Raw genomic sequence first — 17,809 nt, forward strand, 5'->3', positions numbered from 1 at the left:
TTATGACCTTGGTGGCTCGACATGGCGCCTTTTTGCGGGGACTTTTTCTGTTGCTGGTTCTGGCGCTCTTTTTGACGGGCTGTACCGGCGGAAAACCGGCGACTGATCCCGCACCGCAGAATGTAGAAGCTCCTGCCGATAGCTTGAAAGCGCTGTTCTCCCTCACGATTTATTCACCTGATGGCAAGTCGCAAGACTTGGATGCAGTGCTGTTCTCTGTTCCGAACAAGCGTTACCGCATGGAACTCACGGGCTCGCTAGGCATTGGTGTCGCCTCGCTACTCTGGCTCCCCGAGGGTTGGCAGATGGTGTTCCCGACGGAAAAAATGTACATGAAGGGGGCGGGTTACATGGTCGGACTTTTGAACGACCCATCGCTTCCGCTTGTGCATATCCATCAGGTGGCGGGTCTCTTTGACGGCCGTGTGGTTCCCGAAAATCTTGAAGAGGTTTCCGTGCGCGATTCCGTGATTTTGGGCGCTGCGGATTCCGATTCCTCCGTTGTGAAAATTCACGAAGCTCGTGATGTCCTGACTCGCCGCTATACCTATGCCGAAAAGGATGGTGAAGTGTTGTGGTTACAGACGCTTGGCCGTGATGGCAAGGATGAAATGCTCGTCATTGAGGAATACAAGGAATTCAAGGGCGTTAAAACCCCCTCCAAAATTTCCTTTGTACGTGACTCAACGACGTTTTTGAAACTTCAGGTGAGGCGAGTTACCCGTGGCAAGTCGTTTGGCTCTGGCACCTGGCGCCTCAACATTCCAAGAAGTTACCAGCGCATCGGTGAATAACTAGCGTTTTTTCCGTTCTACTTGTACTTTCGCTTCACTCGCCTTACGCAGTTGTCCTACTAAGTAGACTTTAAATTAAAAAAACTAAGTTCTAAGTTCTAAGTTCTAAGTTCTATTTTAGTAAATTATAATCATGAAGTTAAATGCCAAGTTTTTCGCATTGTTTTTAGGGGTTCTCTCTTTGGCGTCTTTGGCGCATGCCGTTGACACGCTTGAAGTCTTTGTGCTGCGCGTACAGTTCCAGGAAGAATCCAAGGATAACTCGCTTACGACGGGTTCGGGCCTTTTCGATTCCGATACGGCAACGTACAATCTGGACCCTTCGGGGAGCCGCAAGAGTATCCATTACTGGAAAAAACACTTGGGCTTTGCAAACGCCTACTATCAGGCGGCCAGCAATGGCGAGCTTTTCATCAAGGATAGCATTATCCCCACGGTTTATACGCTTGACAAGCAGATGATTGATTACAATCGCACGCAGAGGCTCAAGGGCGAAAAGGCGGCCGAGTACGATTCCGCCCGCACTTGCGATTACGTTCGCTTTGTGTACGATGTCGTGATGAAGGCTCATGGTTCCAAGGATTCCCCGTTCAATATTCCGCTTTCCAAGAATCCGAATACTAGGCGTGCGTTCATGATTGCGCATGCCGGTGCAAGCAGTCTTGTGGATGGCGGTAGCATGGGTACGAAGGGTGCCAACACTCCGGGCGATTTTTGGGATTCTTTTATTTCTGGCGTTTTTTGGACATACCTGCCTGATACGCTTCCGGGCGTTACGATTTCGGAAGATTCCCTGAACAACGGCATTGTGCTGAAGGGTTCTTCGATCGATACGCTCAAGTCGGTAATGGTGGTGAGCGAAACGGCTTCGCAGGATGGCCTCAACTGGGGTATCAACGGTTTCGTGGTGAACCAGATTGGGCGTGAACTGGGCTTGCCGAATACGTACGACGCTGCCAAGGGAATTTCTCGCCTGGGCTATTTTGACATGATGGACTTTGCGGGCTACAATGCGGGCAACGGATTTTTCCCGGTACTGCCTGCAGCTTGGGAACGCGCTTACATGGGCTGGTCCAAGGTCAAGGAAGTGCGTCCGACGGCTGGGCATCCGGTGACTGTCGATATTGCCGCTGCGGGTAGCGGCCTCGGGACCGAAATTGTGAAGGTCGCCTTGAGCGCAAGCGAATACATCTTGATTGAAAACCGTCAGCGTTCCTGGGCCAAGGATGGCATGGTGGAAGTGTATCTTGGCGAGGCAAAACAGAATAACGATACGACTTTGAAAAGAAAGGTCATTGTCGATAGCATTTATACGGTGTTTGAAGATAGCATCTGCGTCAAGAGCAAGTGCGAACTGAACAAGAAAAAGGCGAAAGGCCTTGTGCTTGGCGTGAGCAGCTTTGATGTAGGCCTCCCGGCAAGCGGCATTGCCGTATGGAAGGTGAACGACTGGTACTTGCGTGAAACTCTCCAGTACGGAATTGCAAACTACTGGGGTGGTAATGAATATCGCGACCATCAGTTCGGGCTTTCGCTCGTGGAATCCGATGGCGTTCTGAGTATCGGCAAGACGTTCAAGAATGCACTTGGCGAAGATACTTATGATTTTGGTAGCGGTGCAGACTTGCTTCCGAATTTGCGTTTTGCCGAGAAAAAGAAGTTTGATACGTTGAAGACGATCCTCCCGACTGGCTATGCGAATACGGCAACGACGCAGGGCGGTTATACAGGAATCAAGATTTCTGTAGATGTGCCGAAAGATGCCCGTATCGAAAAGACGGCGAATGCGTTTGTTGGCGATAGCGTTATCAATTTTGCCGCTCCTGTAATTCGCGTGACGATTAGCATCGATGACGGTAGCATCGCTAATTCAAAGTTCCCGAAGAACGTCGGCCTTGCAAATGCGGTGCGCGGTGCGGTGTTTGTGAATTACGAAGATGACGAGACGGGCAAGGCGATTGTGTTTGCCTCCGAAGACGGAACGTTGCAGGCGATGAACGCCCTTGGCGATGAAGTATCGGTTTCGGATACGTCTATTGTGCAGGGAATGGTATCCCGTGACAATGCAAAGCGTGAAATCCCCCTGTACCGCTTGGGACCGAATAATGGCAAGCTTGTTGGAATTGCAAGTGATGGCGAACGCGTTTATTCGCTGCACAAGGATAAGCTCGTGCGTACTGCTTTGAATTCCGGTGTCCCGGTGCAGGATGTGATGGATTTGCAGAAGGCTGTTTCTGGCGCTCCCAAAATTAACGAGGTCGTGGCAGGCCCGATTGTCGCCAATTCGCACCTGTTCTTTGCTTCGGATTCTGGATTCTGGACGGTGAACTTGACCGATGAAATGACTCGCTCGTTTACATCGACGGAAGGCTTGCGCCCGCAGGACATGGCTCTATGCAAGGTCGGCAAGACGGACTTCTATGGCGTGGTCGTTGGCGAAAATGGCAAAATCTTTATGCGCAAGTTTGCGCTCGAAAACCATGCTGATGAAAAACCGAGCTTTAGCAAGCAGACTGGATATGCTCAGCTCTCTTCGGCGAATGATGAACAGTTCCGCGTGGCCTGTACAGACTTGGATCGCGATGGTACGGTCGAAGCCTTGATGCTTGGCTCTCGCGGATCGGTTGCAGGTTTCAAGCTTGGCGAAGGAAAGCTTACTGCGGAATGGTCTCGTGAATACAAGCGCGGTTCTCGTGGCACAAGCGGCCTCAAGGACGAAACGTCTGGCATCGCTCTTGGCGATATCAACGGTGATGGCTATCCGGAAATCGTGTTCCTTGGCGATAATCTCGTTTATGCACTTGACCGCTTTGGCGTCCCTGTAGACGGTTTCCCGGTGACGATTAACCGTGGCACGCCTGTTGCCGGATTCCATAGCGATCCCTTGATCGTCGATGTCACGGGTGACAAGATTCCTGAAATTCTCGTGCCGTCGAGCGATGGTCTTGTTTATGCTTACACGGGCAAGGGTAAGCGCGTTTCTGACCGCTTCCCGATTGCGGCGGGCAGTTACGAATCGACGGACTCGCTCACGCAGAATGTTCCGATGAGCATCTTTGTTGCCGATGCAGTCAAGGATTCCAAGGGTCCGGAACTTTATGCGTTCCATAGAAATGGCGTGACGGCGTTCCGCTTGGACAAGGCCGCAAACGGTGCCGAAAAGGCTGCCGCTGCGTGGGCGCTCCCTGCTGCGGGCAACGAACGTACGGGATTCTTCGATGCATCCAAGCTTGGTGATGTCAATGCTACAAAGGCAAAGGATGAAATCACGGACTTCTTCATTTTCCCGAACCCGGTTCGCGGAGGCGAGGCTAAGATCCGCATGGATCTTGGCGCAAAGCCGCAGTCGGTGAAACTTGAACTGTACGACATTACGGGACTCTGCGTGTTTAAGACGAACATTCCGGATGGCGTTGCGGGCATGAACCAGGCCAATCTCGACTTGCGTAACCTCGGCAGTGACGTCTATACGGCTCGCTTAAAGGTCAAGTTCGAAAGTGGCAAGACGAAGCAGAAACTTTACCGCGTGGGCGTTGTCCGCTAGCGGAAGTGTTTTTGCAAAGGGGACTGAATCATGCGTAAATCTTATGTGAAGATAGGCTTGCTTGCATTGTGCGTGTCCGTTCCGTTCGTGGCGTGTACGGCTAGTGGCGATGCCGTTGAAAGCGATGTTGTTTTCCCGATAGACAATGGTGGCCTGCCTTCTTCTGATTCCAAGTCCTCTTCGAGTAAGGATTCTTCAAAAATAGATCCCTCGATCTTTAATCTGTTTGACTGGGTGCAAATCCCCAAGGTCTCTATTACTCGCGGTGTAAATTCATTTGGCGTTAATTCGTTTGCTATTGCGACAACGGAAGTGACCCAGAAGATTTATAAGTTTGTCATGAATGACTTGCCGCAACAGTCCAAGGAAGGCGATAAACGTGCGGTCTCCAATGTGAATTGGTTCCGTGCCGCACTCTTCTGTAATGCCATCTCAAAGTTGGCTGGGCTTGATACGGCCTATGTCTACAAGTCCATTTCTAAGGATTCCGTTTTGGTGGATTTGTCCATTGACTATTCCGTTTCGTCGATAAGGCTCCCGACCGAGAACGAATGGGAAATTGCAGCCCGTGGCGGCACCTCGACGACTTATTACTGGGATACTGATGTCGCTTCCAAGTATGCCTATTATGGACAAACTTCAGGACCCGATGAAGTCGCCCAAAAATCACCGAATGACTTTGGCCTGTATGACATGGCCGGCAATGTGGCCGAATGGGTGAATGACTGGTATGACGCTTATCCGAAAAACAAGAGCGATAATTACACGGGACCCAAAACAGGCGATTACCGCATTGTTCGTGGTGGTGGCTGGTCGGACAAGGTAACCGCACTCGCTCCGAAGGAACGCGAAAAGCTGGACCCGGCTCACTCCAAGGCGACTCTAGGCTTTAGACTGGTCTATTCTACCGGTTTTTAAAGTCGCTCTCCTTTTGTCTTGTCTGAAATTTTTTAGATTATTACGCATGAAGTTTGCCTATGCGCTGACCGCAATACTTTGCGGACTTTTTGTGGCGTGTTCCGAAGAAAAGAAAGAACCGCTTCCCGATTTGCCGCCCGTAGAAATCCCTGCGGATGTTTTCGGCTTTTATTCAGGAAAGATGCCTTGTGATGATTGCAAGCAGCGTGTCGTTGATATGGACTTGTTTAAAGATGGCAATGCCCTTGCGGTTGAATCCATCTTGAAAGATTCCCTGCGAATCGATACGCTTCGTGGAACGTTTGTGTTTGCCGATAGCGTCGTAAAGGTGAGCCTTTCGGATAATTCGAAACAGTGGGCGTTCAAGCGCGATAGGGTAGGTAACCTCGCCTATATGAAATTTGGTGAAGTCTATCGCGATGCCGAAGGCATGAAAGCTGTACTAGTCCGTTTCTACAAAAAGATTAAATAAGAGCGAGAGAATATGTTTACTGCGTTAATTGCCGATGATGAACCGCTAGCTCGCGTGCGTATGCGCTCCCTGCTCGAAGCGTATTCAAGCGAAATTGAAATTTTGGGCGAAGCCTCTTCCGGGGCGCAGACTATCCAGAAAATTCACGAGCTTGATCCGGATATCGTTTTCCTTGATATCCAGATGCCTGACATGGATGCGTTCGAAGTCCTGAAGTCGCTCAACGAAGACGATATCCCGCTTATCGTGTTTACCACGGCCTACGACAACTTTGCACTCCGCGCTTACGAAGAGAATGTCGTCGATTACCTCTTGAAGCCGATTGACCCTGAGCGCTTGCAGGCGACAATGGGCAAGCTCCGTAAGCGCATGCCGCACGAAGAAGGCCTGGGCGTTCCGGCAGATTTCTCGTGGGACAAGTTCAAGGAGCTGATGAGCTCGAGCGGGCTTTACATGCAGCGCTTGCAGGTCAAGCAGTCCGACCGCATTTTGCTTGTGAACATGGACGAGGTCATCCGTTTCCAGAGCGAAGAAAAATACACGACTGCCTATACGACCACTTCGCAGTATATCATCGACCTGACGCTTGTGGAACTGGAAAAGCGTCTCGACCCGCGCCAGTTTGTCCGTGTGCATCGTGCGCACCTGGTGGCTATTGACTATATCGCCGAAATCCGCAAGAACGATGCGGGCCGCTTGTGCATTGTGCTGCGCGATAAGAACCGTACGCAGATTACCGTGAGCCGCAATTTTGTTAAGACCGTTAAGAGTCTGTAATTTGGAGCCCTGATGGAACAGACACCTGAAAAAAAATCAGTCAAGAAGTTTCTGAAATCTTTTACACGTGAAGTTATTGTCCCCGTAGTCCTTGCGTTGATCGTTATCCAGTACGTCATCCAGGCGTTCCAGATTCCGAGCGGTTCCATGGAAGATTCCCTCAAGACGGGTGACTTCTTGCTGGGCCTCAAGTTTACTTATGGTTCTCCGATTCCGTTCTCGAATCAGAAGTTCCCGGGATATGCAGAACCGAAACATGGCGATGTCGTCATCTTCCGTTATCCGGGCGAACCGGAATACCCTGATAACAATCCCAAGCGCTACACGCACTTGTTCAATGCGCTCATGCTCGGGAATTACTACTGGGACCATGCTCCTGAAAATGGTCAGCCGCACATTGTGCATTACGCCGATGGCCCGAAGGACTATATCAAGCGCTGTGTCGCCGTGAGTGGCGATACCGTTGCTGTTCATGGCGGCAAGCTTTTCTTGAACGGCAAACGTCAGGATTCGCTCCCCGCATTTGGAAAGTGGACCGCAAGTATGCGCACGCTTTCGCCGCGCGACGAAGTTGAAGAATTTGTGGTGCCTTCTGTGGGCGATACGCTTTATGTTGATTCTCTCCCGATGGTAAAGCTCTGGTGGTTGCGTTCGCTCGTGGCCCAGGAAAATCCGGATTCTTCTGTGTATCTGGATCTCTCGCTGTTGCGCAATGGCCGCGAGAACAACAATTACGTCTTTAACGACTTTAAGTTCCCTATCGAAAACGATCGCGGTCTCTTGCTGCAGACGATGTATGATCGCAATAGGACGGTTCGCCAACAGCGCCTTACGCTGGGCGATACGTTGTCCGGTGCTATGCCGTTCAGCTATTTCAAGGAACTTGCAAAGATTGGTTTCTTGCCGATGATTGACCCGCACGATCCGCAGTTGAATAGCGGCTTTACGCGCCTGGTCAGTTACGTGTCGTTTGAAGGTTCCATCCTCCAGGATCTCGAAGGCAACGTGAAACGCTTGAATGTAACGGCGCCTGCCCAGGATTCTACGGATTCTGCTGAAGTTGTCGAAAAGAGCCATTTTGAAATCCAGCGCAACCTTTATCTGGGTTCCGAAAAGATTGACCGTTACGTTGTGAGGTACCCGCAGTTCTTCATGATGGGCGACAACCGCGACAATTCTGCCGATAGCCGCTACTGGGGGCTCGTCTCTCTGCGCAATATCCGCGCAAAGGCTTTTGTCATCTACTTCTCATTTGAAAATGACGATGGCAAGTTTGCTCTTGGAAATCCGCTGACCTGGTGGCGCATCCCGTTCCGCATCCGTTTCACTCGCATAGGCAAGATCATTGATCTGATTAAGTAAATGAAGTTTTCGAGTGTGGCATATTTCTTGGCGTCGTGCCTGATGATCGCTGCTTGTGCAACGCAAGTGGCTCCGACAGGCGGCCCTGAAGATAAGCTCCCGCCGCGTGTGGCCGGAGTCTTGCCTGCGCCAAAGACGGCGAATCACCCGAATGAACTTTATGTGAAACTGGAATTTGACGAATGGATAAACGCCTCAATTCCGCGCGGGGCCATCACCATCTCGCCCCCGATTGAAAAAAAATTGCGTTACGAAGTTCACGGCAAGACGCTTGAAGTCTATTCACGTGCGGAACTTGATACCGGTACGACTTACACCGTGACATTTGCGGGCGGCATCAAGGATTTGCGTGGAAACGCTCTAGCTAAGCCTTTCCAGGTGGTGTTCTCGACGGGCGCTACGATTGACTCGCTTACGCTGAGCGGGCGTGTGATGGTGAGCGATTCCCTTGTCCGCAAAAAATCTTACCCGAGCGTCGGCCTTTATCTGATGGGGCCTGAACGTGAGTCCAAGCGCTACCTTGAAAAGTACCGCGATACGACTACGAAGGTGCTTGATTCCCTCCCGATGCTCACGAAGGAAGAACCGCTTTACCTCACATCAGCGGATAGCATTGGCAGTTTCACGTTTACGGGCCTCAAAGCGGGGCGTTACCGTGTCGTCGCTTTTGTCGATGCAAATGGCAACCATAAGATTGAACCTTCGTTGGAACTTGCAGGCGTGTGGATATCGGACTTGAATCTTGACGAATCTACCAAGGATACTTTGTGGATTGCGCTTGCCGATCAGGATACGACTCTCCTGGAAATGGATAACGTAAATCAGCCGTTTGCAAATATACTCGAAGCCAACTTTACGCGCCGTGTGTATTTTGATTCGGCCTTTGCCGATACGTCCAACTGCTACCTTTCTTCGTCCACGGGCAATACGCTTTATCCGCGACTTGTGTATCTCGGAACTTCAAGCGCTCCGCGTTTCTACTTTGATCCGAAACCGAAAGGCGAAGTCCTGTACAAGTTTACATGCCTCAATGGTCACGATTCATTGAACCGCGCTTTGGATACGGCTAGGAATTACGCTGAAATTGAATGGAAGGAAATGGAAGGCGATACGCTCCCTCCGTCTATCCAGACGGTCAAGGTGATGGGGAAGGCGAAAAATGCGTTCCCGGATGATTCCCTTGTCGTGATTTACAATAAGCCGGTACTCGATTCCCTGAAGGATATGTTCTTCCTCGTTGAAAACAAGGATACGACTCAGGTTTCTGTGAAAAAGCTCGACCCGGTCCGCTATCTTGTTTTGCGTGATGCCCCGTGGCCGACCGATTCCAAGTTTACGCTGTTGCGTGGCTACCAGGATACGACTTTGGCAAAGGCCGATAGCAATGGCGTCCGTGATACGGTGATTGAAACAAAGTATCAGGGCAAACTCACGTTTGAGACGATTTCTAAGTTGAAACTCGCTTCGATGGTGGGGAGAATCCCTGGTGCAAAGGATGGCGCTATTGTACGCCTCAAGTCTGTTGAAACCGGAAAGTTTGAATATGCAAAGTGTTCCCGTTATGGGGCTTTCGCATTTAACGACCTCGTTGAGGGCGGTTACATTATTGATTATTATTATGCAGAAGACGGCTCGGGTTTGCCTAATGGCGGATCCTTGCAACCTTTCAAATACGGTTCTGCTTGGCGATCTCCGCTTGATACCTTAAAGATAAAGAGTGGAGCGAACGATTTAGAACAACTGATGCCGAAACTGCCGGCATTGCCATAAAGGATGGATTAAGATGGTAAAGATTCCCGCATTTGTAGCGCTTGACTTGGAAACGACAGGTCTCGATTTCGAAAAAGATGAAATAATCGAGGTCGCGCTCGTTCGCTTCGAAAATGGCGAACCAAAGGAAAATCTCGATTTCCTGGTGAAGCCCTCTGCTGTGGAACTCCGCCCCTTCATTGAAACGCTTACCGGCATTAGCAAGGCCGACTTGGAAAGCGCTTCGGACTTTGCAACGATTGCAGGCCAGATTTGCTCCTTTGTCGGAGACCTCCCGATTGTGGCGCACAATGCCGTTTTTGATTCCAAGTTCTTAAAGCAGACGTTTACGAAGGTCGGGATTTCTTACGATTCCCACGTGTTCTGGGATTCGCTCACGCTTTCACGTATTGCATTCCAGGATGTGCCGAACCATCGCCTTGATACGCTCGTACAGGAACTGAACATTGAACGTAGTCGTGCCCACCGCGCCTTGCCCGATGCAGATGCTTGCGGCCGCTTGTTCGTAAAGGCTCTCGAAAAAATTTCGACGATGGACCCGTGGATTTACGACGCCCTTTCTCAAGTGGCGAAGGGTTCCGGCTATGAGACGCTCTTCACTTCAAAAGTTGAAAAGCTTTCTCCTCCGAAGTACAAGTTGCCGACTGCCCCTGCTTTGGAAGCTTTGCCCAAGTCCAAGGCTCCGCGTGTGAGCGAGTTCTTCAAGGAAGGCGGATTCATCTCGTTTGTCGTCGATGATTACAAGCCGCGCCACAACCAGCAGGATTTTGCCTCGGTCATGGAACGCAACATGTACAAGGGCGGCCTCTGCGTGCTTGAAGCACCGACCGGTTCTGGAAAGACTCTGTCTTATCTTATTACCGCAGCGAATAAGGCTATCACGGGTGAACGCGTGCTCATCAGTACGGCAACGCGCACCTTGCAGGAACAGCTCTGGACCGAAGCCATCCCGCAGATTGCAAAGATTTACAATGGTGAACTTCGCCCGGCAATTTTGAAGGGCCGCGACAATTACCTTTGCCTCCGCAAGTTTGAAGAGTTGCTGATGCACCCGCAGACGCTTCTCTCCGCCGAAGAACGCGATTCCTTCATGGCGCTTATCCCGTGGGTACTTTCGACCGAAACGGGCGACATCAACGAATGCAATTCCTTTAGCCAAAGCCGCAATCGTGTGCTTTGGTCCAAGCTCTCGTGCAGTGCCTCTTGCTGCAATGGCGAAAACCACTCGCATCACGAAAACTGCCCGGCGCTCATTGCAAAGCGCAAGGCCATGAATGCAAATATGGTGCTTGTGAACCATTCGCTCTTCCTTTCGGACCTGCAGCTCGATTTTGCATTGCTCCCATCTTACGAACACATCGTGTTTGACGAAGCACACCGCTTGCCCGAAATCAGTAACCAGGTGTTTGGCCGCTCCATCTCGTTCTTCGGATTCAGAAACATCGCGAAGACGCTTGAGCCTTCCAAGGCGGGTGGCGATGGCCTCATTGCAGAAATTGCAAGCCGTATCCCGGCAGAAAAGCCGGAACTTCATGAAATTTGCGACAAGCTCTCCGAAGCTCTTGGCGAAGCCGAAAAGGCTCTGCACCGCTTCTTCATGAAAATCGGTAAGAAGCTTGCCAAGCAGAAAAATGGCCGCAGCGGATTTACGTACACGAATAGCATCCTCGCTGAATACGAAGCGGACCCGGCAACGTTCCTCGAGCAGTACAATAATGCACGTGGCTTTGCCGAAAAGCTCGTCGCTGCCACTGCGAACATGGACGGTCTCAAGGGTATCGTGAGTGATCTCGATAGCCGCATGACTGAAATCAGCCACTTCATCTCTGACTTTGAATTTGTCACAAAGGCGGGCCGCAACGACTGGGTCTTCTACATGGAAGAACCGTTCAACCCGCATACCATCAAGCTGCATGCGCTCCCGCTCCACTCCGGTAACGTCTGGAGAGAAAAGTTCTATCCGTGGATCAAGTCTGCAACGTTTACGTCTGCAACGCTTTCTGTGCAGGCCGACCTCACGTACTTCTTGCAGAAGATGGGCATGGACAATTTGCGCTTGGGCAAACAGCCGTTCGTGCGCGTTTATACGGAACAGTCCGACGTGAACGAACGCCGCTCCGTGATGGTCGCAAAGTTCCTCCCGAAGCCTTCGGCTCCGGAATTTGGCGATGCTCTGAACGATACGCTTTTGAAGGTGCTCCCGAATGTCGAAGAAAACACGATGGTGCTCTTCACAAGTGTTGCAACGATGATGAAGGCGCAGGCCGCGCTTGCCCCGGCATTTGCTGAACGCAACAAGCTTTTGCTCTGCCAGCATGTCGATGGCTCGCTTGATGGCCTTGTCGCGATGTTCCGCAAGGAACGCGGCGCTTGCTTGCTCGGCTGCCAGAGCCTTTGGGAAGGCGTTGACTTCCCGGGTGATGCGCTCAAGCTGCTCGTCATTACGAAGCTCCCGTTCCCGAACCCGAGCGATCCGCTTGTCGCCGGTCTCACGAACGAGATGAAGGCTGCTAACAAGAACTTCTTCAAGGATTACTTTATCCCGGAAGCTTACATAGAACTCCGTCAGGGCATGGGTCGCCTCTTGCGTTCCGATTCCGATTCTGGCAAGGTCCTCATCCTGGACAATCGCGTTGTCCTCGAACGCTACGGCAAGACCTTCGCCCGCATTTGGAATTTCAAGAACCGCATCGCAGGCTCCGTCTCCGACATCGAACGCTTCGTGAAGTAATTTAGCTATGGGGGAGTGAGCTCGCACTAAAGCGCTCCGGGCTCGCTCCGCATTGAGCATTGTCTTACATATTCCTGTTGCTTTGTCATGCCGCACTTGTTGCGGCATCTCCTTTTCTAAATAAAAATGATATATTAAAGTATTATGGGAATGGAGATGTTTATGAATAGGCTTTTAAAATTTATTGCAATTTTGATTTTGTGTCTAGTTGCAGAAACTATGGCTTATGAATTTCAATTCAAACCATTTTTCTTGCAGATAAAAGATTCTAATGGTCAAACAATGGCTGAAGCTTTGAGCCGTGTTTATTATGGAAAAATTCGTGTTGATGCGAAAAAGGGGAGATGCTATTTTTTCCAACCTGAATATAGAGCTAATGATGTTGAATATGAAATAGACCATTGTATGTTGAATTATACTCAGATAAATATTTATAGTCAGGCAGATAGATTAAATGGAATTGAATTGAAAGGTTTAGCTTGGATTGAAGGAAATTCATATCGCACGAGACCTATTGGGGGCGAATGGAGCCGTTGGCGAGATTCTCAGATGTTTTCTTCGTCTGTTTGGAATCCAAGGACGGGATTGTCTTTTAGGAAGGAAAATGGTAAGTTTATTTTTGAATTAGGCGATAATCTTAAAAGAATTCATGATAAGCCGAATCAGAATAGTATTTTTGTTCCTAAAGCTCAATCTGAACCACAAAAGCCTCCTGTAAAGGGGTATATAGATATTAGAGCCAGCGGTAGTGGCGAATCAAGCTACTATGAAGAACGTCGATGATTCTGTGTTTCTTTTTGGATTACATTTTCCCATACCCCAAAGCGTAGCGACCCGAAAGGGCGAAGCCCGACCTCATACCTAGCATTTCCTTCCTACCGTCTACTTCCTACTACTCATACCTGTTCACGTGTGTAGCCCCTTAACTAACGGACCATTTTTTATTATATTTGGCTTCCTATTTTAAGGTGCATAATGTTTGATTTAAGTGCTTTTTTTGATGGAATGTCCAAGCCCTTGCTTCGTAACGCCCATGCGAAGGCGTTCGGCAAAAAGGGCCTTTTAAACAATGCTCTCATCCAGTCCGAAACGCTCTCTTACTATTCCGACAAGGAACGCGTTGCGGGACTCTTTTCCAAGATGGAAATGTGGCAGCGCCGCTGCCTGAACTTGATTTATAATAGCGGCTCCAGAGGCCTTGCGTTTAATGAACTTCGACTGACGGTTCCTGTGAGCAAGAACCGCGAACTCCAGACGTTCCTTCTCACGATGTGCCGCGAATACGTGCTTTATCGCTCCTTCGTGGGCGGCACCCCGATTTACATGGGCTTTAGCGATTTTATTGGTTGCTTTGACATCAAGCCCGAAGGCGAAATCGACACGGTATCTCCGCTGATTTCTTACCAGAATCTATTGGACTGGCATGTTTGCGTCGTGCTCGCGAACGCAAAGAAGAAGCAGCTCCGCATCAACACGAACGGAACGCTCCACCGCCGTGGCCGTCAGATCTGCGCCGAAGTGTTTACCGCTTCCCGCCACGCTTCTGAAAAGGCCTGCGAACAGGAAATCTCGCTCATTTTCAGTTTCCTCGTGCAGAACGGTTGGCTTGAACGCGAAAACACCTTCTTGCTCCCGTCCGCAACCGCTATTGACTTTATCCATAAGAACGGTTTCCGTCTCCATCAAGATGTGATTTCCTGGTGGATCAAGGAACGCTTCCACGGCGACCGCGACCTTTGTGCTCGCTTGCTTACTAGCATTGGCGAAGGCCTCTCCGCTGCTGATGCTGCACAGCTCTTCTGGGTGATGGATCCGTCTTATCGCCTGCAAGAAAAGAACAAGGTTTTGCCGTGGGAATTCCTGCCGCGTCCGCTTTGCGAACTCTGGATTTTGGGCCTTGTCGATTTCCGCATGGCTCAAGGCAAGGTGACTGCAGTTGTCGTGAGCAAGTCCGGCAAGGACTGGCTTGAAACGTCTATCGCTTCGATTCCTGAAGCAAACCTCACCGCGCTCCCGAACTTTGACTTGGTTGTCTCAACCGGCATGGCTCCGCGCGTGCTCTACTCCCTCGCATGCTTGGCAAAAGTCAAGAACGACGAAACGTTCCTCTGCTTCACGCTCGAAAAAGAAACGTACGTCGCGGGCCTCAAGAGCAGTTTCCCGGAATCCGAAGTCGAAAATCTCCGCAACTGGCTCAAGCCGCCTGAGAACGTCTCCTCGACTCTTGCCGAATGGAACGCCTCGTTCTACGGCGCCAAGGTTCGCACCGCCCGACTCCTCAAGGTCGAAAGCAAGGAAGTCCTTAGTGAACTTTCCCGCTTCCCGCAGTTCATGGAATGCACCGAGGAATACATCCCGGGTTACGGCTTCATTTTGAATCCGGAACTGGAATCCCGTGCTTTCGAAATCCTCGAGAACTACGGCTTCTTCCCATATGCTGGCGAATCGACCGAAAACCGCACGCCTGCCGCCCAGGAAGAATGGAAGGCTGAATTCTCGATTGCATGGCCCGAAGCAAAAAAGATAGACTACGAATTGCGCGACGAAGCTGACGAAGCATCTGCCCAGGCGACGATGGATTCTACCAAGTACGGTAGCGTCTATCAGAAGCTGAGCACGTTCGACCTCGTGAAAGTCCTCCGTTACGCAAAGACGGTTGGCACTCCGCTTGCCGCCAAGATCATGGACAAGACCAAGCGAAACGCAAAGCTCGAAGAAAAGATGTTCTACGTGCATGCGCTCCACCTCGCGAAATCCCCGTCGATGGTCGAAATCCAGGAAAGCGGCAAGGAAGAAAAGTTCTCGCTCGACCTTTCGTTTATTCAAGAAATCAAGGTCCTGAGCAAGAAGGCCTCCGCCCCGCAAGCATAAGCGCTTGTTTTGCCGTTCCGCTCTTTTGCAATGTCACCCCGCACGTCGTTGCGGGGTTTTTCTTTTTACTAAGTTCTAAGTTCTGCCAACTAAGTTCTCTTTTTCTATCATTCCTTCAATGAATTTCGTCCGCATATTCCTTTTGCTGGGTGCGCTTGTCGCGTACTCTTTCGGAGCATCCTCTTCTATGGAAAACCTTCTGTTCAATGGCCGCTGGGCCCATGATAACGGCGTAAGCCGCGCAAGTGCGCCTGCCGCATCCATCACGTTCAACGCCAAGGCCTCAAAGATTACCTTTACGGTCGAAGGCCATTCCCGCTGGCGTCTTGACCGTGACGGCAAGCAGATAGAACAGTTCAAAGTCGATTCCAAGGAAGAACGCGTGATCAAGGTTGAGGACGACGGCTCTTTCCACAAGTATCGCTTCATCAAGATTAGCGAAAGCGGCGTTCCCGAAATCAAGTTTTACGGCATTTCCGTCGATGGCGAATTTGGCGAAGCCCCCAAGCCGTCCAGTCGCCGCATCGAGTTCATCGGCGATTCCTTTACCGCAGGCTATGGCTGCGAAGGCTCCTCCGCCGAAGACGCTCCCGAGTTCGACAAGACGAACGCTTCCAAGAGCTATGCCTACCTCCTTGCTAGCGGTTTCAATGCCGATTACCAGGTGAATGCCTACAGCGGACGCGGTCTTGTGCGCAACTACGACAACATGGTCCCCGAATGGACGTACGAACGCCTCTATGATTACACGGTCATGGGCTCCGTGACCTCGTATCCGAAGCCTGAACGCTGGGATTTGGAAAAGTTCCACCCGCAGGTTATTGTGGTTTTTGAAGGAATTAACGATTTTCAGGGCAATCCTCCGTATGCAGATAAAGGAAAATTCAAGAAAGCGTACGCTAATTTGCTTGATAAGCTCCGCAAAGCCCACCCCGGTGTGAAATTCTTACTTGTTTCCACGAAAGTATGGCCCAATGATGACCTCGCCCCGACGATAAAGTCAATTTACGACGCTCAAGTTGCTGCCGGTCACAAGGATTTGGAGTATAAACACGTCCTCACGTCAAATGTCGGCTTGCATGGCCACCCCGATACCCATTCCCAGGAAGAACTCGCGAACACCTTGAGGCCCATAATAGCCCGGCTTGGACGATGGCTTTCAAGATAATTTAGACACGTAAAAAACCTTTTTTATATATTTAGATAACCGATGTCTAAAATGGATATGTGATTATGTCTTCTACAGTTATGCGAAAAGCTTATGCCCTTTTCAGGATGAATTTCCTGATTATCGTGCTGTTGGTGGTAACAGCCGTAGCAATGTTTGCGTATAGGCATTTCTTAGATGACATCATGGAGATTAATCTCGGTGAATATCCCTACGTGGTGGCGAGCGCCGACTCTGTTGACGGCGGTACTTCTGCCATTACCATGACGCGTACCGACAGCTCTGCGATTATCGAGTATGAACTCCGCGAGGGCTATGCCTACCCGTATGTTGGCATCAAGATTTACCTTGGCGATGGCAAGACCATGGGCCGAGACCTGTCCAAGTTCGATAGCGTGTTCGTGTGGCTCAAGCCGCGTAACGAAGGTTCTGTCCGCCTCTACATGCGCGGTTACGATAGCGCTCTCTACCGCAAGAACGACGAAACTTCCCTCAAGTTCAACGAAATTGAATTTACCCCGACCAAGGAACCGTACCCGGCTGTATTTGTCCCGCAGGAATTCCGCGTGGCTGGCTGGTGGGTTTCCCAGAACGAAATCAACGTTCACAAGGCACGTGTAGACCTTTCGAACATCCCGCTCATTGAAATCCAGACGGGGACGAACGCTCCGCTCGGCTATGGTGGCTGGGAAGTCAAGGGGCTCCGCTTCAAGGGCAAGAAGATTTCGCAGGTGGACCTCGTGACGACGCTTGTCGCTCTCTGGTTTGTCACCTTCCTTATCATCTTGATTATCAGGTTCTTTGACTACAGCCGTGAACGCGCGATTAATAGGAAGAAGCAGGAAGAACTCAAGAAGAACCTCCGCGCTTTGGAAATCGAGAAGAGCGAATACGAGAAGTCCAGCAAGGAAGACCCGCTCACCGGTTGCCTCAACCGTGCTGGCTTTGGCGGCGTGCTCCTTCGCGAACAGGAAAAGCTGAACCGCACGGGCGGCCCTGTCTCGTTCATGATTTTCGATATTGACCACTTCAAGGAAGTAAACGACACGTACGGGCATCTCGTCGGTGACGAAGTCCTCGTGAACCTCGCGAAACTCGTGCAGGGCATGATCCGCAATACGGACTCGCTTGTGCGCTGGGGTGGTGAAGAATTTGTCATCTTGAGCGACGATACGAGCATCCAGAATGCCGCGTTCCTCGCCGAGAAGTTGCGCAAGGCTATTGAGTCGGCAACGCTTATTACGCAGCAGCAGGTGACTTGCTCCTTTGGCGTGACCGAAATGATCCCGGGCGAAGACCCGAAGTCCTTCATTGCCCGCGCGGACAAGGCCCTTTACTCCTCAAAGGAAAATGGGCGTAATCGCGTGACGGTCGCGACGTTCAAGCGCACTCATTAAGAGGT

At 50.8% G+C, this 17,809-nt stretch carries 12 protein-coding genes; all 12 read left to right on the forward strand.

From position 1 onward, the window contains the following. Positions 1-2 precede the first annotated feature (2 nt). The 12 genes from FSU_RS10090 (at position 3) to FSU_RS10145 (ending at position 17,804) form a co-directional block, all read left to right on the forward strand. Entirely contained in the window at positions 3-794 is a 792-nt protein-coding gene (locus FSU_RS10090) for a hypothetical protein (RefSeq protein WP_014546306.1), read from the forward strand. 181 nt (positions 795-975) lie between these two features. Next, on the forward strand, positions 976-4,338 hold the full coding sequence (locus FSU_RS10095) for an alpha integrin (RefSeq protein WP_014546307.1): 3,363 nt from the start codon (positions 976-978) through the stop codon (positions 4,336-4,338). A gap of 30 nt (positions 4,339-4,368) precedes the next feature. After that, the gene (locus FSU_RS10100; RefSeq protein WP_014546308.1) at positions 4,369-5,256 is read left to right on the forward strand and encodes a formylglycine-generating enzyme family protein; all 888 of its coding nucleotides are present in this window, start codon (positions 4,369-4,371) and stop codon (positions 5,254-5,256) included. A 46-nt stretch (positions 5,257-5,302) separates the two neighbouring features. Further along, on the forward strand, positions 5,303-5,728 hold the full coding sequence (locus tag FSU_RS10105; RefSeq protein ID WP_015732067.1) for a copper resistance protein NlpE N-terminal domain-containing protein: 426 nt from the start codon (positions 5,303-5,305) through the stop codon (positions 5,726-5,728). A 12-nt stretch (positions 5,729-5,740) separates the two neighbouring features. Continuing rightward, positions 5,741-6,505, forward strand: coding sequence for a LytR/AlgR family response regulator transcription factor (locus FSU_RS10110; RefSeq protein WP_014546310.1), 765 nt, complete (start codon positions 5,741-5,743; stop codon positions 6,503-6,505). 12 nt (positions 6,506-6,517) lie between these two features. Then, positions 6,518-7,867 carry a signal peptidase I gene (gene lepB, locus FSU_RS10115; RefSeq protein ID WP_014546311.1) on the forward strand — a complete coding sequence of 450 codons (1,350 nt, stop codon included), beginning with the start codon at positions 6,518-6,520 and terminating at the stop codon, positions 7,865-7,867. Beyond that, the gene (locus FSU_RS10120; protein ID WP_014546312.1) at positions 7,868-9,637 is read left to right on the forward strand and encodes an Ig-like domain-containing domain; all 1,770 of its coding nucleotides are present in this window, start codon (positions 7,868-7,870) and stop codon (positions 9,635-9,637) included. A gap of 13 nt (positions 9,638-9,650) precedes the next feature. Beyond that, on the forward strand, positions 9,651-12,368 hold the full coding sequence (locus FSU_RS10125; protein ID WP_014546313.1) for a helicase C-terminal domain-containing protein: 2,718 nt from the start codon (positions 9,651-9,653) through the stop codon (positions 12,366-12,368). 162 nt (positions 12,369-12,530) lie between these two features. Then, a complete protein-coding gene (locus FSU_RS10130; RefSeq protein WP_014546314.1) occupies positions 12,531-13,151 on the forward strand; it encodes a hypothetical protein in 621 nt (206 codons plus the stop codon). Between the two features lie 192 nt (positions 13,152-13,343). Continuing rightward, positions 13,344-15,239 (forward strand): hypothetical protein, encoded by a 1,896-nt coding sequence (locus FSU_RS10135; RefSeq protein ID WP_014546315.1) that lies wholly within the window; start codon positions 13,344-13,346, stop codon positions 15,237-15,239. Between the two features lie 187 nt (positions 15,240-15,426). After that, positions 15,427-16,407, forward strand: coding sequence for a GDSL-type esterase/lipase family protein (locus FSU_RS10140; protein WP_244263612.1), 981 nt, complete (start codon positions 15,427-15,429; stop codon positions 16,405-16,407). A 65-nt stretch (positions 16,408-16,472) separates the two neighbouring features. Beyond that, positions 16,473-17,804, forward strand: a complete 1,332-nt coding sequence (locus FSU_RS10145; RefSeq protein ID WP_014546317.1) for a GGDEF domain-containing protein — start codon at positions 16,473-16,475, stop codon at positions 17,802-17,804. The last annotated feature ends 5 nt before the right edge of the window (positions 17,805-17,809 follow it).

Source organism: Fibrobacter succinogenes subsp. succinogenes S85 (assembly GCF_000146505.1).
GTDB classification, from domain to species: Bacteria; Fibrobacterota; Fibrobacteria; order Fibrobacterales; family Fibrobacteraceae; genus Fibrobacter; species Fibrobacter succinogenes.